This window comes from Agrobacterium vacciniicorymbosi (genome assembly GCF_040427045.1).
In the GTDB taxonomy this organism is placed as follows: Bacteria; Pseudomonadota; Alphaproteobacteria; order Rhizobiales; family Rhizobiaceae; genus Agrobacterium.
Map to the genome: position 1 here is coordinate 440,833 of NZ_JBETMF010000001.1, position 19,769 is coordinate 460,601.

At 59.1% G+C, this 19,769-nt stretch carries 18 protein-coding genes; 5 read left to right on the forward strand and 13 right to left on the reverse strand.

Translation table 11 applies throughout. The features are described 5' to 3' along the window. Nucleotides 1-6: 6 nt before the first annotated feature. A complete protein-coding gene (locus ABUK73_RS02260) occupies nt 7-1,824 on the reverse strand; it encodes a monovalent cation:proton antiporter-2 (CPA2) family protein (RefSeq protein ID WP_353575847.1) in 1,818 nt (605 codons plus the stop codon). A gap of 37 nt (nt 1,825-1,861) precedes the next feature. Continuing rightward, a complete protein-coding gene (locus ABUK73_RS02265) occupies nt 1,862-2,230 on the reverse strand; it encodes a DUF971 domain-containing protein (RefSeq protein WP_353575848.1) in 369 nt (122 codons plus the stop codon). 120 nt (nt 2,231-2,350) lie between these two features. Between ABUK73_RS02265 and moaA the strand changes: the two genes are divergently transcribed. The 5 genes from moaA (at nt 2,351) to mobB (ending at nt 6,798) form a co-directional block, all read left to right on the forward strand. Next, a complete protein-coding gene (gene moaA, locus ABUK73_RS02270) occupies nt 2,351-3,400 on the forward strand; it encodes a GTP 3',8-cyclase MoaA (RefSeq protein WP_454892310.1) in 1,050 nt (349 codons plus the stop codon). 134 nt (nt 3,401-3,534) lie between these two features. Then, nucleotides 3,535-4,437 (forward strand): DMT family transporter, encoded by a 903-nt coding sequence (locus ABUK73_RS02275; protein WP_353575849.1) that lies wholly within the window; start codon nt 3,535-3,537, stop codon nt 4,435-4,437. Further along, nucleotides 4,434-5,660 (forward strand): multidrug effflux MFS transporter, encoded by a 1,227-nt coding sequence (locus tag ABUK73_RS02280; RefSeq protein WP_353575850.1) that lies wholly within the window; start codon nt 4,434-4,436, stop codon nt 5,658-5,660. Before ABUK73_RS02275 ends, ABUK73_RS02280 begins: the two co-directional genes overlap by 4 nt. Beyond that, nucleotides 5,657-6,289, forward strand: a complete 633-nt coding sequence (mobA, locus tag ABUK73_RS02285; protein ID WP_353575851.1) for a molybdenum cofactor guanylyltransferase MobA — start codon at nt 5,657-5,659, stop codon at nt 6,287-6,289. Before ABUK73_RS02280 ends, mobA begins: the two co-directional genes overlap by 4 nt. Next, nucleotides 6,286-6,798 (forward strand): molybdopterin-guanine dinucleotide biosynthesis protein B, encoded by a 513-nt coding sequence (gene mobB, locus ABUK73_RS02290; protein ID WP_353575852.1) that lies wholly within the window; start codon nt 6,286-6,288, stop codon nt 6,796-6,798. Before mobA ends, mobB begins: the two co-directional genes overlap by 4 nt. 54 nt (nt 6,799-6,852) lie before the next feature. On the opposite strand, the gene ABUK73_RS02295 is transcribed toward mobB, so the two are convergent. The 11 genes from ABUK73_RS02295 to ABUK73_RS02345 form a co-directional block, all read right to left on the reverse strand. Beyond that, nucleotides 6,853-8,466: a peptidoglycan DD-metalloendopeptidase family protein gene (locus ABUK73_RS02295; protein ID WP_454892311.1), complete on the reverse strand. Its 1,614-nt coding sequence runs from the start codon at nt 8,464-8,466 to the stop codon at nt 6,853-6,855. A 297-nt stretch (nt 8,467-8,763) separates the two neighbouring features. Beyond that, complete coding sequence (locus tag ABUK73_RS02300) at nt 8,764-9,417, reverse strand: protein-L-isoaspartate(D-aspartate) O-methyltransferase (protein WP_353575853.1); 654 nt, start codon at nt 9,415-9,417, stop codon at nt 8,764-8,766. Continuing rightward, a complete protein-coding gene (gene surE / locus ABUK73_RS02305) occupies nt 9,414-10,190 on the reverse strand; it encodes a 5'/3'-nucleotidase SurE (RefSeq protein ID WP_353575854.1) in 777 nt (258 codons plus the stop codon). The genes ABUK73_RS02300 and surE overlap by 4 nt, the downstream gene beginning before the upstream one ends. Before the next feature lie 231 nt (nt 10,191-10,421). Continuing rightward, nucleotides 10,422-11,705, reverse strand: a complete 1,284-nt coding sequence (gene serS / locus ABUK73_RS02310) for a serine--tRNA ligase (protein WP_353575855.1) — start codon at nt 11,703-11,705, stop codon at nt 10,422-10,424. A gap of 92 nt (nt 11,706-11,797) precedes the next feature. Beyond that, a complete protein-coding gene (tatC, locus tag ABUK73_RS02315) occupies nt 11,798-12,610 on the reverse strand; it encodes a twin-arginine translocase subunit TatC (protein WP_113088282.1) in 813 nt (270 codons plus the stop codon). After that, nucleotides 12,607-13,491 (reverse strand): Sec-independent protein translocase protein TatB, encoded by an 885-nt coding sequence (gene tatB, locus ABUK73_RS02320; protein WP_353575856.1) that lies wholly within the window; start codon nt 13,489-13,491, stop codon nt 12,607-12,609. Before tatB ends, tatC begins: the two co-directional genes overlap by 4 nt. Nucleotides 13,492-13,552: 61 nt before the next feature. Then, entirely contained in the window at nt 13,553-13,774 is a 222-nt protein-coding gene (locus ABUK73_RS02325) for a twin-arginine translocase TatA/TatE family subunit (protein ID WP_113088284.1), read from the reverse strand. Nucleotides 13,775-13,931: 157 nt separating this feature from the next. Beyond that, nucleotides 13,932-14,663: an SMC-Scp complex subunit ScpB gene (gene scpB, locus ABUK73_RS02330; RefSeq protein WP_353575857.1), complete on the reverse strand. Its 732-nt coding sequence runs from the start codon at nt 14,661-14,663 to the stop codon at nt 13,932-13,934. Then, nucleotides 14,653-15,483: a segregation and condensation protein A gene (locus tag ABUK73_RS02335; RefSeq protein ID WP_353575858.1), complete on the reverse strand. Its 831-nt coding sequence runs from the start codon at nt 15,481-15,483 to the stop codon at nt 14,653-14,655. Before ABUK73_RS02335 ends, scpB begins: the two co-directional genes overlap by 11 nt. A 48-nt stretch (nt 15,484-15,531) precedes the next feature. Then, the gene (gene nagZ / locus ABUK73_RS02340) at nt 15,532-16,548 is read right to left on the reverse strand and encodes a beta-N-acetylhexosaminidase (protein WP_353575859.1); all 1,017 of its coding nucleotides are present in this window, start codon (nt 16,546-16,548) and stop codon (nt 15,532-15,534) included. 229 nt (nt 16,549-16,777) lie between these two features. Further along, nucleotides 16,778-19,765 (reverse strand): SPOR domain-containing protein, encoded by a 2,988-nt coding sequence (locus tag ABUK73_RS02345; RefSeq protein WP_353575860.1) that lies wholly within the window; start codon nt 19,763-19,765, stop codon nt 16,778-16,780. Nucleotides 19,766-19,769 lie beyond the last annotated feature (4 nt).

Genomic DNA, 19,769 nt, shown 5'->3' on the forward strand with positions numbered 1-19,769 from the left:
CGCGGCTTAACTTTCCTCTCGCGCCTCTTCCCGCGCTTCCCGTTCGGCGCGCTCGCGTGCTGTGCGCGCCGCAACGATATCGGCAGGCTGCGCATTGCCGCGAATAAGGGAGCGGCCGGCATAGACGCCGCCGACGACTTCGAGCGCGAAACGCTCCTTATCGACATCACGGAACTCTTCGATCAGACGCTCCGCCAGCTCGACTTCCTCACCCACTGCCGTCAGCACTTTTTCGCTGAAGTTGAGCGCGGATTCGTATGTCTCGCGGATCTGGTAATCGACACCTGCCTTCAACAGATCAAGCGCGTGGCCACGGTCATAGGCACGGGCCAGAACCGGCACCAGAGGGAACTCATGTTTGACGATTTCGGCGATGCGAATGGCCGCTTCCTTGTCGTCCACGCAGATCAGCACCGCGCGGGCCGACCCGGCACCTGCCGCATGCAAAATTTCCGCGCGCGAGCCATCGCCATAATAGACCTTGAAGCCGAAGCCGGAGGCATCGCGCACGAACTCTGCGTCCTTATCGACCAGCGACAGCGTGTAACCGCGCGCCAGAAGCGGCTGGGAAACGATCTGTCCGAAACGACCGAAGCCGATCATCAGAATGCTGCCATCGACATTTTCGGGCAGATCGAGATCACCGGTTTCGGGTAGCTTCTTCGGCATGATGCGATCATGCGCTATCACCATCAGCGGCGTCAGAATCATCGAGATGATAATGGTCGCCGTCAGCACGGCATTGGCTTCAGCGTCGAGAATGCCCGCGGCCACGGCTGCGGAGTACAGCACGAAAGCGAATTCGCCGCCCTGCGCCATCAACACTGCCCGCTCTATGCTTTCGCGCTGGCAGGTGCCCAGCACCCGCGCGACGCAATAGATCAGCAGCGCCTTAACGAGCATATAGGCAACGACGCTCATCAGTACGAGCTGCCAGTTAGCGGCAATCACCGTCAGGTCAATCGCCATACCGACGCCAAGGAAGAACAGGCCAAGCAGAATGCCACGGAAGGGTTCGATGTCCGCTTCCAGCTGATGACGGAAAGAGGATTCCGACAGAAGAACACCGGCCAGAAACGCACCCATGGCCATGGATAATCCGCTGACCTGCATGAGCAAGGCCGATCCGAGAACCACAAGCAACGCCGCAGCCGTCATCACTTCCCGCGCACCGGACGCTGCGAGCAGCCGGAAGAACGGGTTCAGCAGATAACGCCCGGCGACAATCAAGGCGGCAGTTGCGGCCAGTGCGATACCGATTGACGTCAACCGTTCCGTCAGCGTCACTGCCTCACCACCTGCCCCTAGAAACGCTACAAGCACCAGAAGCGGCACGATGGCCAAATCCTCGAACAGCAGGATGGCGATGATGCGCTGGCCCTTCAGCGTCGACATGCTGTTGCGCTCCTGCAGCATCTGCATGACGATGGCGGTGGAAGTCAGCACGAAGCCGGTACCGGCGACGAAAGAAGGGATGAGCGAGAAACCGAGGGCCAGGCCGACCAGCGTCAGGCCCGCCATGCAGGCCAGCACCTGCAAGGCCCCGAGCCCGAAAATATCCTTGCGCATGGACCACAGCCGCGAAGGCTGCATTTCAAGGCCGATGATGAACAGGAACATCACCACGCCGAGTTCGGCAATATGGATGATGGCTTGCGGATCGGAGAAGGCACCGAAGCCGAAGGGGCCGATTACCAGACCGGCTGCGAGATAACCCAGAACGGAGCCGAGACCAATTCGCTTGAACAGCGGTGCCGCGATGACACCCGCCCCGAGCAGGACGACCACTTGCGCCAGATCATGTGCATTTCCCTCGACCGCCAAGTGTCACCCCTGTCCCTGTCTGAAATATACGTTGCTGCTAACGGATTCTGGGCTCCCGGCTCAAGCCTTTTTCAGCAAGTTCCCCTTCATAGGCCGTGAACAGTGTGTCACCCCGTTCGCCCAGTTCCAAAAGATACTTCCACGTATAGATGCCACTGTCATGACCGTCATCGAAAGCGATGCGAACGGCGTAGTTGCCGGTGGCCACCAGAGAGCGAAGAGTGACGTTCTTTTTGCCCGGTACGGTGATCTTCTGGCCCGGCCCATGGCCCTGCACTTCGGCAGAGGGAGACAGCACCCGCAGCATCTCTGCGGGCAGGTCGAAGGACGCGTCATTGTCAAATGTCACGACAAGATGTTTCCTGTCTTTCGACACCCGCAGTTCCGTTGGCCAGGGCTCACTCATTTTTCATTTCCGTCGCATGATAATATACTGCACACTTATGACCTTGCCCGTCCGTGGGCAAGCCACTACATGAAGGCATCAGGCCACACGCACCTCATAGAATGCAATGGAGATTTCAGCTTGAACAGCTTCCTCGGATCGCTCCCCAAAGCGCAATCCCTGACGGAAAGCAATGCCCCGATGGTTGACCCCTTCGGCCGGGCTGTAACCTACCTGCGCGTCTCCGTGACAGACCGCTGCGATTTCCGCTGCACCTATTGCATGTCGGAACATATGACCTTCCTGCCCAAAAAGGATCTTCTGACGCTGGAAGAGCTGGATCGACTCTGTTCCGCCTTCATCACGAAAGGCGTGCGCAAGATCAGGCTGACGGGCGGCGAGCCGCTGGTGCGCAAGAACATCATGCAGCTGGTGCGAGATCTCGGTCGCCATGTTCAGACAGGCACGCTGGACGAGTTGACGCTTACCACCAACGGATCGCAGCTGGCTACCCATGCAGCCGAGCTGTTCGATTGCGGCGTACGGCGCATCAATGTCTCTCTTGATACGCTCGACCCTGACAAGTTCAAGCAGATCACCCGCTGGGGAGATTTCTCCAAGGTCATGGGCGGTATCGATGCGGCGCTCGACGCTGGCCTCAAGATCAAGCTGAATGCTGTCGCCCTCAAGGATTTCAACGAGCATGAAATCCCTCAGCTCATGCAGTTCGCGCATGAGCGCGGCATGGACCTCACCGTCATCGAAACCATGCCGATGGGTGAGATCGAGGAAGACCGCACGGATCGTTATCTTCCACTGTCGCAGGTTCGGGCCTCGCTGGAAGAGCAGTTCACGCTTGATGACATCGGCTACCAGACCGGCGGCCCGGCCCGGTATGTCTCCGTCAAAGAAACCGGCGGCAGGCTTGGCTTCATCACGCCGATGACCCATAATTTCTGCGAAAGCTGCAACCGTGTGCGACTGACCTGCACCGGCACGCTCTATATGTGCCTTGGCCAGGACGATGCTGCCGATCTTCGCACGGCGCTGCGCGCATCCGATGACAATGCGCTTCTGTCGCAAGCAATTGACGATGCGATCCTTCGCAAACCCAAGGGTCATGACTTCATCATCGACCGCACCCACAAGCGTCCAGCCGTTGCGCGCCATATGAGCGTGACCGGCGGTTGATCGGCCTTTATTCAAGTCTGCTGAAATTATTCGATTGAATTCCCAATAGCAGCGTGTCACCCATTCAATGTAAGAGGAGTGGGCGGAGTCGTACGATGTGCATCGACGCCGTTTCGTATCTGGGATTTGGAATAATGGCATTGACGGATAATACGCGCGGCGCGTTGCTCATGGCGCTCGCGATGGCCTGCTTTACGGTCAACGACGCATTCACCAAATCCGTCACCCCCTACATCAACACAGGTCAAATCCTCTTCGTCCGCGGCCTGATGACCTGCGCTCTAGTCTATGTCATCGCCCGTCATATGGGAGCCTTAAGGCCGCTAAAGACCATTCTTCGGCCCATCATCCTGCTGCGCTGTCTGTGTGAAGTCGGGGCCTCCATTCTCTATCTGCGCGCGCTGGCGACCATGGGTTTCGCCAATGTCTCCGCCATCATGCAGTCGCTGCCACTGGCGGTGACGCTAGGAGCTGCCATTTTTCTGCGCGAGCCTGTCGGCTGGCGGCGCTGGACAGCGATCCTTGTTGGCTTCGTTGGCGTGCTCATCATTCTGCGGCCCGGCCCGGATGGTTTTACAACAGCAGCGCTGCTGGTCGTCGGCGCCGTCTTCGTCACCGCAGGCCGTGATCTTCTGACACGGCGCATGTATACGGACATTCCGTCGCTGACGGTGACGATGACCACCGCTGTCGTCAACACGCTGTTCGGTGCAGCCCTCATCGTGCCCTTCGGTGGCTGGCAGCCGATGGATGGTTATGTCTGGTCACATCTCTTCGCCGCCGCCATTCTGGTCGTCGTTGGATATCAGGCGGTCATTCTGTCCATGCGCAGCGGCGATATCGCCTTCGTCGCACCTTTCCGCTATACGAGCATGATCTGGGCTTTTTCAATCGGCTATTTCGTGTTCGAAGACAGTTTGAATTCATGGATTTTGCTTGGCACGGCCATCATCGTCACGTCCGGCCTTTACACATTCTATCGTGAAAGCAGGCGTCATCAGCCGCCGCTTGCGAAGACGTCTACGAGAATACAATGAAGTCCGTTCGCTTCCTCGACAGATCGACGCCGCCGCATATCGGAACGCTTGTTCTGGTGTCCGGCGTTGCGGCGCTCTGCATGAATATCTTTCTGCCCTCGCTTGCCGCCATGGCGGTGTATTTCGAGACCGATTACGCGGTCATGCAATTTGCCGTATCAGGCTATCTGGCCGCCACAGCGGTGGTGCAACTGATCATCGGCCCGCTATCCGACCTCTTCGGTCGCCGTCCCGTTCTTCTGGGCGCTCTTGTGATCATGGTGATCGCAACGGTGGTTTGCGCTATTGCTCCCAACATCACCGTCTTCATGATCGGGCGGCTGTTTCAGGCCGTCATTGCCTCGGGCTTCGTTCTATCCCGCGCCATCGTTCGCGACATGGTGCCTGCGGATCGTGCCGCCTCGATGATCGGCTACGTCACCATGGGCATGTCCGTGGTTCCCATGGTTGGTCCCACGATAGGCGGTTTCCTCAATGATTTCTCCGGCTGGCAGTCCAGCTTTTTCCTTGTCGCCTCATGCGGCGCAGCGATGCTGTTTCTGGTCTTTTTCGATCTGGGTGAAACCAACCGTCAGAAATCAGCAAGCTTCTCCGCCCAATTTCAGGCGTGGCCGCAGCTTTTGCGCTCCAGCCGCTTCTGGGGTTATGCGCTTACCTCCACCTTTACCTCCGGCCTGTTCTTCTCCTTCCTCGGCGGCGCGCCCTTCGTTGGCAGCGTCCTTTACGAACTGACGCCAGCCACGCTCGGCATGCAGTTCTTTTTCATGGCGGGCGGCTACATGCTCGGAAACTTCCTGTCCGGTCGCTATGCGCAACGCGTCGGGATCGCGCGGATGATGGTAGCCGGAAATGGCATCTCCACCATCGGCATCATCGGTGCCATTAGCTTGCCCCTTCTTGACCTGAACAGCCACTACGAGTTTTTCCTGCCGCTCGCGCTGATCGGTATTGGAAACGGAGTCACCTTGCCCAGCGCCAATGCGGGTATGGTCAATGTCCAGCCGCATCTGGCCGGTTCCGCATCGGGCCTGGGAGGAGCGCTGACGATTGGAGGCGGCGCTGCTCTTGCCGTACTGGCCTCATCTCTTCTGTCGAAAGAGGCCGGGACCACACCGCTCCTGCTGGTCATGTTGATCATTGCCGCTCTTGCCCTTATGGCAAGCGCTTATACCGGCATGCAGGAACGCAACCACCGGAACAGCGTGCAGCAAGGCAAAGCATGAGCAGTATTGAAAACACCATGCCGGGCCTCATTCTGGCCGGTGGACTTTCCCGACGTATGGGAACGAACAAGGCGCTGAGCCCGCTGGGTGGCCAGCCGCTGCTGTCGCATGTCATCGAGCGCGTTGCCCCACAGGTTTCCACGCTGGCCTTGAATGCGCCTGAGAGCTGGGCTGAGGCATTCGGCCTGCCGCTGGTGCCAGACACCACGCCCGGTCATGCCGGTCCACTGGCGGGCATTCTGGCAGGCATGCGTCACTTCGCTATCCACGCTCCGCAAGCGACACATTTCCTGACGGTCCCGGCAGACAGTCCTTTCTTCCCGGCAGATCTTTCATCGCGGCTTGCGGATCATATTACCGGCGACAATGCCATCGTCATCGCAGCCTCCAGCGGTCATGTGCATCCGGTCTTTGGGCTATGGCCCATCTCCATCGCTGACGATCTGGAGCATTGGCTGGCGGATGACAACAACCGCCGCATTCGCAGCTTTCTGGCGCGACATTCCACGCTTGGCGTGTCTTTTTCCCCAGTCGAGAGTGCCACGGCCTCCATCGACCCATTCTATAACATCAACACGCCGGATGAGCTTGCGACGGCGGAGGCGTTTTTCAAGAGTATGAATGCATGACCCAGAAAGTATTCGGTATTTCCGGCTGGAAAAACTCCGGCAAGACCGGCCTTGCCGTTCGCATCGTGACCGAGCTCACGGCGCGCGGGTACCGCGTCTCCACCATCAAGCATGCGCATCATGATTTCGATATCGACAAGGTCGGCGCCGATAGCTGGCGGCACAGGCAGGCGGGTGCGCATGAAGTCACCATCGTGTCAGGCACCCGCTTTGCCATCATGCACGAGCTTCGGGGCGGCCCCGAGCCATCCTTCGAGGATATTCTGGCGCGCATCGCGCCCTGCGATCTGGTTCTCATCGAGGGCTATAAATACGAGCCCGTTCCCAAGATCGAGGCCCGCAGGCTGGAAGCGGCCAAGACCGAGCCCTTAGCGCCGACCGATCCGCATATCGTCGCCATCGCCACCGATCACGCCGTGCCGGATACCGCGTTACCGGTGTTCGATCTGGACGACACGGCAACGATTGCCGACTTCATCGAACGAACGGTGGGTCTGACCAGAGCCTGAAACGTGAAAAAGCCGGGCGTTGACCCGGCTTTTTCGACCCTTGAGACGCAATACCTATTCAAGGAAAGAGGATGGGTTCACCGGGGTAGCATCCTTGCGGACTTCGAAGTGAACCTGTGGACGCTTGGCGCTGCCGGTCATGCCTGACGACGCAATGGTCTGGCCGCGCTGAACCTTCTGGCCACGCTGCACGTCAAGGCTGGCGGCGTTGCCATAGACGGTGACGCGACCGTCGTCGTGGCGGATCAGAACCGTGTTGCCCAGCTGTTTCAGGCCGTTGCCGGAGTAGATGACGACACCGTTTTCCGCAGCCTTGATCGGCGTACCCTCAGGCACGGAAATGTTGATACCATCGTTACGGCTGCCATCAACATTTTCACCGAAGCCGGAGATAACGGCACCACGAACCGGCCAACGATATTTGCCGATGCCCGTGGATTCTGGCGCAAGCGACGCCATGTCGGACTTCTTCTCAACATCGCTGACGCTGGCTTCAGCAGCAGGTGCCTTGGGCATTTCAGCCTTGGCAACGGCTGGTGCTTCCACCGGCTTGGTTGCTGCTGGCTGCGCCGCTGGCTGATGCTGAACGGAAGCCGTCTTGATGCCATCCGTGCCTGCACCCGGAATTTTAAGCGTCTGGCCGATGCGGATGTTGCCGTCGGTGATACCGTTGGCAGACTTCAGATCAGCAACGGAAACGCCGTTTGCACGGGCAATCTTCGCAAGGCTGTCACCGGTCTGAACCTTGTAGCCGCCGGTCGGAGGAAGTGGCTTGCCGCCTGGAGGCGTCAGTTTGCCGGCTTCTGCCGAGGCCTTGTCACGCGCTGCATTCTGCGAAGGCAGCACGGCTACATTCTGCTCAGGACCACGCGTTGGCGCTGGACCGTTGTTGTTCTTGCTCAGATCGATATTGCCGGAAGCAGCGCGGGCTGCATTGCGGGACTGACCGAACTTGGGAATGATGACCGACTGGCCGGGTGCCGCGGCAGAGGCGCTGGAAAGGCCGTTTGCCTGAAGCAGAGCCTTTTCAGGAACGCCGTAACGCTTCGACAGCGTCGCAATCGTTTCGCCGGACTTCAAAGTGACCGAAGAAGCACCATCCGTGTGCCAGCCATTACCATCGGCCTTGATCGAGCCGGTGGACAGGTTGTCACCGCTGCTGGCAGGAACGCGGGCCGATGCCACCGACGGCGCCGAATTCGCCGTGGCAGACGGGAATGGCTGCGCCATTGCCTGACTACGCGTGGATGGATCGCGATTGGTCGCTGGCGACGGAGCGGCAAGCTCTGAGCGCTGAATAGGCGCAGAAGACGAAGCCGTACGTGCCGACGATGGCTGAACCGAACCGTAGCCGCCGTTGGAAGCGGGGTAAGGCTGGTTCATGGCCGAATTACGGGCCGAATTCTGGTTCGCGTAGCCACCCTGCGGTGCAGACGACGCATAACCACCGCTGTTCACATCACCCTGCGGGACAGGAGCCTGCCCGTAAGCGCCACCGGCTGTGCGGTTTGGAATGGATGCGGTCGTCATTTGGTCCGGTCCACTGGAAAAGAGGCCGCCAAATCGCGTGGCGTCCGAGCTACAACCCGTTGCGACGCTTGCCAGCAATGCCGCTGCGAACATCTTTGCGATTGATTTTCCGATTTTAGGCGAATTACTCATACGCATGACTCGATCTACACTGACGCCAACCGCCGCATCGGGATCGATCCGGCTCTAACAACACTCTGCAAGGCCCCTCTCCCGTGACGGGAAAACCATGCGTTGATGAGGTTGATTAAAGCGCGTTAGTGTTACCACGCCGTTAAAACGTTAAGGTCTTCGAACATTTTTTGACACTTCGATAACCATGAAACGCCGGAATACGCGCCATTTTTCGCAAAAATTGACGGGAAAATAATTTCAAATCAAAGACTTGGAAAAAATCTGCTTTCGTTCCACTTTTGGCAGCGGAATTTCATTCTGCTACAGATAGCGCGCTATGTGGGTTTCGATAGGCAGATAGGGCGTTTCAAACATCTCTTCACGCTCGAAGCGGCTGCCGGTCTTGGAGAAACGGGTCATGATGCAGCGCCCATCCTCCATGATAATGGGGGCAATCATCATGCCGCCGGAGACAATCTGCTCGGTAAAAAAGCGCGGCATGGCTGTAAATGCTGCCGTAGAGATGATTCGGTCGAAGGTACCCTCGCCCACCAGACCGTTCGTTCCATCCGCCTGGCGAATCACCACATTGCGGATGCCGAGATCATCCATGCGGTTTTGCGCCATCTGCACCAGCGTTTTATAACGCTCTATCGAGACGACACGCTCAGCGCGTTTTCCCAGCACAGCCGTCATGAAACCACTGCCGGTGCCGATTTCCAGCACGCGCTGACCCGGCTTGACCTGAAGACGGTGAACCGTCTTCACAGCCATATCGGCGCTTTCCATGAAGGCACCGCAATCAATGGGAATGGTGCGGCTGGAATAGGCTTCCGCCGCAAACTGTGCGGGCACGAATTGCGAGCGCGGCGTCTGTTCGACCGCCGTCAACAGGTCGATATCGGAAATGCCTTCGGCTCTCAACCGCAGCACAAGGGCTGCAAAGCCCTCTTTCTCGACCATTGCTGATTTCAATCTTTCACTCCAAGCCCAAGCGCCGCCGCCACGCGATCCTTCACGGTATAATCCGTCAGGTCAAGCTTGAGCGGCGTGACCGAAATCTGGCCGTCCTTGACCGCATGGATATCGGTGCCTTCGCGGAAATTGCCAAGCCGCTCACCAAAGCGCAGCCAGTAATAGGGAAGGCCGCGACCATCCTGGCGCTGGTCGACCGTCAGGCCGAAATCGAGCTTGCCCTGTTCAGTGACGCTCACACCCTTCACATCGGCGGGCGCGCAATTGGGGAAATTGAGATTGAGGAAGGTTTCACTGGGAAGATCGACATCGATCAACTTGCGAATGAGATCGGGCGCAAAAGCCTCCGCCACTTCCCATGGCACGACGCGTTCGGCGTGGCCGGTATAGGCAAAGGCCTGACTCAGCGCAAAGGAGCGCACACCCTGCAACGTGCCTTCGATGGCACCGGCAATGGTGCCGGAATAGGTCACGTCATCGGCCATGTTGGCACCGGCATTGACACCCGAAAGGATGAGGTCAGGCTTGCCAGGCAACACTTCGCGTACACCCATGATGACGCAATCGGTCGGCGTGCCACGCAGTGCGAAATGCTTGTCGGAAATCTTGCGCAGACGCAGAGGCTCAGACAGCGTCAGCGAATGGGCAAGGCCGCTCTGGTCGGTTTCAGGTGCCACGATCCAAACGTCATCGGAAATGGTACGAGCGATACGCTCCAGCACCGCCAGCCCTTCGGCATGAATGCCATCATCATTCGTCAGCAATATCCGCATGGTGTTCTCCCGACGTCAATTTTTTCACACGCTGCCCTCTCCATCCTCGTCATCCCGCACTTGATGCGGGATCCAGCGGCCTTGCGTCTGCAAGGCAGGAAGACTCTTTTTCAGACCAAAGACTTGGTCTGACTGGATCCCGCATCAAGTGCGGGATGACGGAGGTGGGCGTTTACACTCAGCATTTCCCCGACCACACAGCAGCAACTTAGGCCGTGATGACCGAGAAGCTCAAACAGCCTTTTCGATCCGCGTCAGACCGCCCATGTAGGGCAGCAGCACGTCCGGTATCGTCACCGAACCATCCTCGTTCAGGTAATTCTCCAGAACCGCGATCAGGCAGCGACCGACAGCCGTGCCGGAACCGTTGAGCGTGTGGACGAACTTCGTCGCCTTCTCGCCCTTGGCGCGGTAGCGCGCATCCATGCGCCGTCCCTGGAAATCGCCACAGACAGAGCAGGACGAGATTTCGCGGAAGGTATCCTGACCGGGCAACCAGACTTCGAGATCGTAGGTCTTGCGTGCGCCAAAGCCCATGTCGCCGGTGCACAGCGTCATGGTGCGGAAATGCAGACCAAGACGCTTCAGCACCTCTTCAGCACAGGCGGTCATACGCTCGTGCTCTTCGATTGCGCTTTCAGCATCCGTGATCGAGACGAGTTCGCACTTCCAGAACTGGTGCTGGCGCAGCATGCCGCGCGTATCGCGACCGGCAGAACCTGCTTCCGAGCGGAAGGACGGAGTCAGTGCGGTGAAGCGCAGCGGCAGCTTTTCCTGCTCCAGAATTTCACCTGATACGAGGTTGGTCAGCGTGACCTCGGCAGTCGGGATCAGCCAACGACCGTCGGTGGTCTTGAACAGGTCTTCGGCAAACTTCGGAAGCTGGCCGGTGCCATACATCGCTTCGTCGCGTACCATCAGCGGCGACGACACTTCCGTGTAACCATGCTCACTCGTGTGCAGGTCGATCATGAACTGGCCGAGCGCACGCTCCAGCCGGGCGATCTGGCTGGTCAGCACGGTGAAACGCGAACCGGACAGCTTGGCGGCACGGTCGAAATCCATGTAGCCGAGCGCTTCACCGATTTCGTAATGCTCCTTGGCAGCGTGGTTCCAGCCGGGCTTCTGGCCAACGACGCGGGCGACCACATTGTCATGCTCATCCTTGCCCACGGGCACGTCATCGAACGGCAGGTTGGGAATGCGCGATAGGGCATCGGTCAACTCAGCCGAAACCTGACGATCCTCTTCTTCGAGGCGCGGCATGGTTTCCTTGATGTCGGCGACTTCGGCCTTGAGCTTTTCGGCCAGTTCCATGTTCTTCTGCGCCATCGCCGCGCCGATTTCCTTGGAGGCGGCGTTGCGGCGGGACTGCATGTCCTGCAGGGTCTGGATGACGGAGCGGCGCTTTTCGTCGAGCGCAATCAGGCTTGCGGATTGCGGCTCGGCATTGCGACGGGCAAGGCCCGCGTCGAAAGCTTCAGGGTTTTCGCGTATCCATTTAATGTCGTGCATCGTGGTTCCAGACCGTAATTTGCATCATGTTTTGAAAAACAAAACGCCGGGACGAATGGCCCGGCGTTTGAAGAAGGTTCTGACGAAAACCGTCAGTCGTCACTGGAATTTTCAAGCTCACGGCCTGCATTTTCCTCAGCGCGCTTCTTCTCCACGAGTCGAGCCAAATGTATGGAAATCTCGTAGAGAAGGATTGCGGGCAACGCAAGACCGATTTGGGACATCGGGTCCGGCGGTGTCAGCACGGCGGCCACGACGAAGGCACCGACAATCGCAAATTTGCGTTTTTCCTTCAGCCATTGGCTAGTCAAAAGACCGACGCGTGCCAGCAGCGTGGTGACAACAGGCAGCTGGAACACCAGACCGAAGGACAGCACCAGCGTCATAATGAGGCTGAGATATTCCGACACCTTCGGCATCAGCGAAATCGCAACTTCACCATCCTCAGGCAGCTGCTGCATGGCAAGGAAGAACCACATGACCATGGGCGTGAAGAAGAAATAGACCAGCGCACCGCCCAGAAGAAACAGCAGCGGAGACGCGATCAGGAACGGCAAAAACGCCGCACGTTCGTTCTTGTAAAGGCCCGGTGCCACGAACTTGTAGAGCTGCGAGGCGATGACCGGGAAGGAGATGACCAGCGCGCCAAACATGGCGACCTTGATCTGCGTGAAGAAGAACTCCTGCGGCGCGGTGTAGATCAGCGAGGACTTGGCAACATCCAGCCCGGCCCAGATCACCGCCCATTTATAAGGAATGACCAGCAGGTTGAAGAGATGCTTGGCAACGGCGAAACAGGCGATAAAGGCTACGAAGAAAGCACCGAGCGACCAGATCAGTCGCGTGCGCAGTTCCATGAGGTGTTCGATAAGCGGCTGTGGCTTATCATCGGTTTCCCCACTCATGCTTCACCCTTCTTGGCCTTGGCCGTCTTCACTGTTTTGGCAGGCGTTGCCGCCGCCGTCTGTTCCGTATCGGTCTTTTTCACCATTGCCTTGGCCTTCGCGACCATGGGCTTGCCAGCCTCGACCGTGGCCTTTGCAGCCTTAACGCGGGAAGCCTTTGCGGCAACGTCGGTCAAGGCGGCAGGCTTGCTGCTTTTCGGCGCAACAGGCTTAGCACTGGCGGATGTCGCGGCTTCCGTCTTGGCGGAAACAGTTTTGGCCGCACGCTTCGGCTTTGCCGCAACCGTTTCGGCTTCCACTTCCTGAGCGGACTTGGCAGGCGCGCGTTTGCGCACAGCTTTCGGCTTCTCGGAAGGTGTAGCCGATGGCGCGACTGCGGCGGTGGCGACAGCTGATGGTGCGACGGACGCGGGGACCGTGGTCGGTGCCGCGGTGGCTGGGCCAGTGGCAACGCCAGCTGCCACAGATGCAGCGTCAGTCGCAATCGCAGGCGGACCATCCGGCAGCTTCATCTCTGGCTCGGAGAGGCTGACCGAAGGCGCACCGGCGGGTGCGCTGGTTGCCGCAGAACCTGACGGTGTCGCCGCGCCCTGAAGATCGGAGCGGATTTCATTGCCCAGCTGGCGAAGCGGGTTCATCGCATCGCGCAGCGAATTCGTCGGGTTGAGATTGCGCACGTCGGAAATCGTCTGGCGCACGTCGTCCATGTCAGCCTCTTTCAAGGCCTCATCGAACTGCGTGCGGAAATCTCCCGCCATCTTGCGCAATCCCGCCATCGTCTTACCGAAGGCGCGGATCATGGGCGGCAAGTCTTTTGGGCCAACGACAACGATCAAGACGACCGCAATCACCAGCAACTCGCTCCAGCCGATATCAAACATCACAAAGCTCCTGAGACGCCTAAGGGTGCGGCCCGATTTTCAGCCCGCGCCGCAAGATCGATTACTTGATCTCGTCAGCCTTGTGGTCGACCGTCTTGGAATTGACGTTGCTGGTTGGGTCTGCTGCTGGCGGTGGCGTGTTGTCTTCGTCAGCCATGCCCTTTTTGAAGCTCTTGATACCCTTTGCAACATCGCCCATCAGTTCCGGAATCTTGCCGCGACCGAAAAGGACCAGCACGATGACCAGAACGATTAGCCAATGCCACACACTAAAAGAACCCATAACGCAAACTCCCTGAATTTTGCTTTGATCCGATGTAAGACGTTTGCGGAGGTTTTTCAAACACCAAAATGGCTATCAACAAACGATAAGACACTATAAATCCGCTGGTTGCCAAATGTTGGCAACTCTTTGTGATGACGGCAACAATAGAATGCGCTCAGCTTTCCGGCTCGTCGCCGCTGGGTGCTAGCAGCCCGAGTTCTTCCAGATCGAGCTGCGTGATCGGATCTTCGTCCTCGGTCAGCTCATCGCTCATGGATGGCAGTGGGATACCGAAGTTGGACGGGATGCGACCAGAGAGCAGCCCTGCTCCCTTCAATTCATCCAGCCCCGGCAGATCGCGCAGTTCTTCCAGCCCGAAATGATCGAGAAACTCCACCGTCGTTCCCATGGTCACTGGCCGACCCGGCGTTCTGCGCCGTCCACGAAACCGCACCCAGCCCGCTTCCATCAGCACATCCAGCGTACCGCGCGACGTCTGCACGCCGCGGATTTCCTCGATTTCCGCGCGCGTTACCGGTTGGTGATAAGCGATGATGGCCAGCACTTCCAAAGCAGCCCTCGAAAGCTTCTTCGGCTCTTTCTCATCCATGCGAATGACGAAGGAGAGATCGCCTGCCGTGCGGAAGGCCCAGTTTCCGCCAACCTGAATAAGGTTGACGCCGCGCTCGGCATAGACGCCCTTGAGCTTCCACAGCAGCGCCGCAACATCGATACTTTTCGGCACACGCTCGGCAATGAAGGCTTCGGACACGGGCTGCGCAGACGCAAAGATCAAGGCCTCAGCAATGCGCTCGGCGTCTTTCAGCTGCCGCTCGGTGACCGTGGGTTCGAATCCCACCCCATCTGTCACGACGGCATTATCATCCGCATCCAGTTCACTCGACATCACGTGTCCTTTCACGGCCAGACCCTTTGCGCATGAAAATCGGCTGGAACGCGCCGTCCTGACGAATCTCCAGCGATCCCTCGCGCACCAGTTCCAGCGAGGCGGCAAAGGCACTCGCCATCGCTGTCGCCCGCATGGCAGGGTCGGCAACATATTGCAACAGATAGCGATCCAGCTCCGTCCACTCGCCGATTTCGCCCAGCATGGAAGTCAGCAACTCGCGCGCATCGACCAGCGACCAGACATCCCGTTTTTCAATGGTAACCTGAGTGATGGCTTGGCGCTGACGCAAATTGGCATAGGCGCTTAGCAGATCGTAAAGGCTTGCCTCGAAAGAGGAGCGGCTTTTGTGGGGAATATGCTCCGGCGTACCACGGGCGAAAACGTCACGGCCCAGTTGATTACGATTGACCAGACGTTCCGCCGCTTCGCGCATGGCTTCCAGACGCTTCAGCCGGAAGGCCAGCGTTGCAGCCATTTCCTCACCGCTCGGGCCATCATCCTTGCTTTGCTGAGGAATAAGCAGCTTGGATTTGAGGAAGGCCAGCCACGCCGCCATGACCAGATAATCGGCAGCCAGTTCGATGCGTACGCGCCGTGCCTGCTCCACGAACACGAGATACTGTTCGGCCAGCGCCAGTACGGAAATGCGGGAAAGATCGACCTTCTGCGTGCGGGCAAGATGCAGCAACAGATCGAGCGGGCCTTCAAAGCCCGCCACATCGATCATCAATGCTGCTTCACCGGTGGCTCGCTCTGGCTTGATATCCTCCCAGAGCTTTTCCATCGGCGCGCTGCCGCGCGATTTATCTGCCGCCATTCATTCGTCCACCGGGCCCAACATTAAAGACGCCCGGCTGGTCGCTTATCAGGCAACCGGCAGCATGGCGTTGAATTCGTCTCTGAGCGCCGCTTCATCTGCACCGTCAGCAGCCGGGAAACCAGCCTTGACAGCCCGAACACGCTCCAGAGCCTTGCCGGAAAGAACGGGCACTTCCTTCACGACTTGCAGCATTTCATCCATCACGCCGTTGCAATGCAAGACTATATCGCAACCACCCGCAACAATATTGGCAGCGCGCTCGCCGAGTGTCCCTTTCAGGGCATTCATGGAGCTATCGTCGGAGATCAGCAGACCGTCAAAACCGATCCGCCCGCGAATGATCTCATCGATGACGATGGGCGATGTCGTTGCCGGACGCTGCGCATCGATTGCGGTAAACACCAGATGCGCGCTCATGGCCATCAGTTCCTTGTTCAGGGCCCGGAATGGCACGAAGTCATGCGCATCAAGCTCATCCAGGGGAACATCGACAACAGGCAATTCGTGATGCGAATCGACCAGACCTCGACCATGGCCGGGAATGTGCTTCATGACCGGCAACATGCCGCCCGCCTTCAACCCATCCGCCGCCGCCTGCCCCATGGCAGCCACCAGCGCCGGATCGAAACCATAGGCACGGTTGCCGATGACGTTGCTCGCGCCCTCCACCGGCACGTCGAGAACCGGCAGGCAATCCACGGTGATGCCGAGCTTCATCAGGTCGAAAGCATGCAGGCGTGACATCAGCCATGCGGCGCGCAGACCTTGAGCCGCATCACGCAGATAGATTTCACCCAGCGCCTGCGCATTGGGATAGGATTGCAGCAAAGGCGGACGAATGCGCTGCACGCGACCGCCTTCCTGATCAATCAGCACAGGAGCATCCGGGCGGCCAACGGCATCACGCATGGACGCCACGAGGTCCGTGATCTGCGCGGCATCACCGATGTTGCGCCCGAACAGAATGAAGCCCCACGGACGCTCGGCCTCATACAGCGCGATTTCGTCTTCCGTCAGGGTCAGGCCGCTACAGCCAAGGATCATAGCTTTCGTGTCGGTCATGGATGTATCCTGCTTGGGATGAGTTTGGGGTGTGGGATCGGGAGCGAGAAAGGCCTCTCTCTCCACCGTCATCCTCGGGCTTGTCCCGATGATCCAACGAACCCCGACATTGAATGTGGGCAGATCCTCGGGACGAGCCCGAGGATGACGTCGAGTTTATGGAAGAGCCAGTCAAAAATAAAGCCGGGACAGCAGAACCATCCCGGCTTCAATTCTTGTCAGCATAAAATCAGCGGGCAATCAGGCAGCTGCCACCGGCGGAGCGCAGGCGCTCGCACAATGCTGCCGCTTCGTTCTTGTCGCCAGCTGGAATGCGGACGCGGTAGAACGTACCCTTGCCAGCAATTTCCGCTGCCTTGATGTCCACGCCACGACCGCCGATGACGGAGCCGAACTTGACCGACAGGTTTTGGTAAGACTTCTGCGCTTCCGCCTGGCTCGGTAGCGAGGCAACCTGCACGAAGTAGCCACCCGTGGAGGACGCGTTCGTCGTCGCCGTAGGCGCTGCAGCAGTTTCCTGTGCGGGCTGCGAAGGCGGTGCCGGGCGAACATTGCCCTGATTTGTAACGGTCGCCACGACATTGGCAGGCTGAGCTGCCGGGCGCGATGCAGGCATCGGTGCTGCCGTCTGGGCAGGCTTCGGTGCAGCGGCAACCGGAGCCGGTGTCTGTGGCTGGGCTGGCTGTGCCGGAGCAACAGGAACACGCGATGCGGAGATTACAGCCGGTGCGCCTTCTGCCGGAGCGTTAGCCTTCGGTGCGGCTAGTTCTTCAACCTTGTCCGCCTGCGGGGCGGAGGCAGCAGGCGCAGGAACTTCCTGTGCAACCAGCGTACCATCAGGCTTGACGATCATGGTGCGGACCTTGCGCGGCGAAACATTGACCGGCGAACCGCCCTGATTTTCAGCGGCCTGCGCCTTCTCTTCAGGAGACAGCAGACGTGGGTCTTCCGTTTCGCCAACCGGCGTGGAAGTGACCGCATCCATGTCTTCGTTTTCGCCTTCAAGCGGCAACTGCTCTGGGATCAACGTGCGCTGAACCACATCGACTGGCTGCTCGTTGGTGGAAATCAGCGAAGGCTGTTTCGGGTCGACAGGTGCGCCACCGGCAACACGGTCATAAACCGCCTTATCCTGGTTTGGCACCACGCGACCACCCGGATTTTCAGGCACGACCTTGGTCGGCTCGCTGTCAGCGGAAATGATGACTGGCGCTCCGTTGGAGCCCTGCCCGCTGCCATTGCCGAACATCAGCGCGTAAGTACCGCCGCCGACCAGAACGACGCCCAAAACGGCTGCCATGGGAACGAACCAGCGGCGTGCACCACCGCGTTCGTCGTCGGAGTAGCGAACCTGCTGGGCAAGATCGGTCGGTGCGATTCTTTCGCCGGATACGCGCGTTTCTGCGGCTTCCTGCATGCTGCGGCGGAAATCCTGCTCCAGCGCGCGTTCGAATTCGTCCACTTCTTCCGGGCTCGGCTGCGGCTGGGCCTGACGAGGAGCGGCATTCTTGTTGCGATCCAGCCCACCGGAAACGGCAGGCGCAAAAAGCGTCGCAAGCTCGGTGTCGAGATCGAGATCTTCTTCCTGACGGCGAGGCGCTGGCTTCGGTTCGAACACACCAACGGGCAGTTCCGGCACTTCCATCTCGGTGATGGTTTCCGGCTGATCTTCCGTCTCACCGATCTGCGAAGGATCGAACGGCAGGCTTTCGAGCGTAGCAGGCGGTGCAACAACGACCGGCGTGACCGGACGTGGTGGCTCCTGACGGGCGACCGGAGGTGTCACGACAGGCTGCGGACGAACGGGCGCTGCAGCAACAGGTGCGGGTGCAGGCGGTGCTACAACAGGCTTCGGCTGAACGACCGGGGCCTGCGCAACAGGCGTTGGCTGTGGGGCAACGGCAGGCTGTGGCACTGGTGCCACCGCGACATCGATATTGGCGATTTCAGAAAGATCGATGTCGAAATCGATATCATCAAGAGCAAGCTCGAAATCATCGTCCTTGAACGCATCGAAATCGCTGAGATCGGGCTCGGACTTTGCAACACTTGGCTCAAAGGCTGGCTCTGCACGCTTCGGCGCAACAACCGGCTGTGGCGCAACAGGCGCGGAAACGACCGGCGTCGGCGCAACAGCAACGGGCGGCGTAACGGCCACAACCGGCTCGATGCGCGCTGCTGGAGCAACGACACCACCGATTTCGTATTTCGCAACGTCGTAGATCAGCTCATCCATCGCTGACAGCTTCTGTCCGGCGGGAATGGCAGGCTCGACGTGATTTGCAGGCGCTTCCATGGGCTGCGTGAACTGCGCGGCAACAGGTGCCGGTGCATCAGCGACAGGCTCTACTTTTGGCGCAACCGGCGTCGCACGGGGCGCACCGAAATTGGCCAGCGGCAGGCGCAGGCTGGAATAGTCAAGCGACGAGCGACGGGCAATCGGCGGGGAAACCTGGAGCGGAGCCGGAGCTTCATCCGCCACGGACAGCTCCAGTTCGCTGGCAAGATCGATGGCCACTTCGCCAGACGTCTCCGCCATATGCTCCCAGTTCGGCTGGTGCGCTACGGACGGCTCGACGTGATGATGGACTGGAGTTTCAACGACCGGCGCGGAAACGACAGGCTCTTCATACTGAGTAGCCGGCTGCTGTGGCTCGGCATAAGTTACCGGCTCTACATAGGCAGGAGCCTGCTCGGGTGCAGGTTCGTAAACCGGCTCAGGAGCGACGTTGCGGTGAGCGACATCGAACAAGGCCGCGACCGATTCCGGATCGTCGCTGAAATCGTCACGCAGATTGGAAGCCGCGGCGGACGCATGTTCGGCGACCAGATACTCTTCCGTTTCGGCAGGCGCATATTGCTCGACTGGCGCAGGCGCAGGCGCAGGCGGTGCAAGCTCAGGCTCCTTGCGGGAGAAAACGGATTCGACGCGCTGCATGAATTCGCCAGCCGGAACGGGCGAACGCACGTCATTGGCCGCATCGAGCGCTACAGGCTCGTAGCGTGGCGAATCGTAAATCGCGAATTCGCGAAGCAACTCGTCTTCGAGATTGAATTCAGGCTCCCGACGCTCCGCCGGATGCTGCGCAGCCGGGGAAGCGACATGGGAAGGACGATCCTCTTGACCGACGAGACGCGCAAGCTGCGCCAAGGGATCGTTGTCGGCGAATTCTTCTGCCCGGTTATCCCGGTTATACGCGACATTTTTTTCGACCATTACG

Excerpts from the sequence above, each read along its gene's own strand:
- ABUK73_RS02275 (WP_353575849.1), top strand. The coding sequence starts at position 3,535 with ATGGCATTGACGGATAATACGCGCGGCGCGTTGCTCATGGCGCTCGCG.
- serS (WP_353575855.1), bottom strand. The coding sequence starts at position 11,705 with ATGCACGACATTAAATGGATACGCGAAAACCCTGAAGCTTTCGACGCG.
- ABUK73_RS02335 (WP_353575858.1), bottom strand. The coding sequence starts at position 15,483 with ATGGCGGCAGATAAATCGCGCGGCAGCGCGCCGATGGAAAAGCTCTGG.
- mobB (WP_353575852.1), top strand. The coding sequence starts at position 6,286 with ATGACCCAGAAAGTATTCGGTATTTCCGGCTGGAAAAACTCCGGCAAG.
- ABUK73_RS02345 (WP_353575860.1), bottom strand. The coding sequence starts at position 19,765 with ATGGTCGAAAAAAATGTCGCGTATAACCGGGATAACCGGGCAGAAGAA.
- ABUK73_RS02265 (WP_353575848.1), bottom strand. The coding sequence starts at position 2,230 with ATGAGTGAGCCCTGGCCAACGGAACTGCGGGTGTCGAAAGACAGGAAA.
- surE (WP_353575854.1), bottom strand. The coding sequence starts at position 10,190 with ATGCGGATATTGCTGACGAATGATGATGGCATTCATGCCGAAGGGCTG.
- ABUK73_RS02325 (WP_113088284.1), bottom strand. The coding sequence starts at position 13,774 with ATGGGTTCTTTTAGTGTGTGGCATTGGCTAATCGTTCTGGTCATCGTG.
- tatB (WP_353575856.1), bottom strand. The coding sequence starts at position 13,491 with ATGTTTGATATCGGCTGGAGCGAGTTGCTGGTGATTGCGGTCGTCTTG.
- nagZ (WP_353575859.1), bottom strand. The coding sequence starts at position 16,548 with ATGACCGACACGAAAGCTATGATCCTTGGCTGTAGCGGCCTGACCCTG.
- scpB (WP_353575857.1), bottom strand. The coding sequence starts at position 14,663 with ATGTCGAGTGAACTGGATGCGGATGATAATGCCGTCGTGACAGATGGG.
- mobA (WP_353575851.1), top strand. The coding sequence starts at position 5,657 with ATGAGCAGTATTGAAAACACCATGCCGGGCCTCATTCTGGCCGGTGGA.
- ABUK73_RS02280 (WP_353575850.1), top strand. The coding sequence starts at position 4,434 with ATGAAGTCCGTTCGCTTCCTCGACAGATCGACGCCGCCGCATATCGGA.
- tatC (WP_113088282.1), bottom strand. The coding sequence starts at position 12,610 with ATGAGTGGGGAAACCGATGATAAGCCACAGCCGCTTATCGAACACCTC.
- ABUK73_RS02295 (WP_454892311.1), bottom strand. The coding sequence starts at position 8,466 with ATGCGTATGAGTAATTCGCCTAAAATCGGAAAATCAATCGCAAAGATG.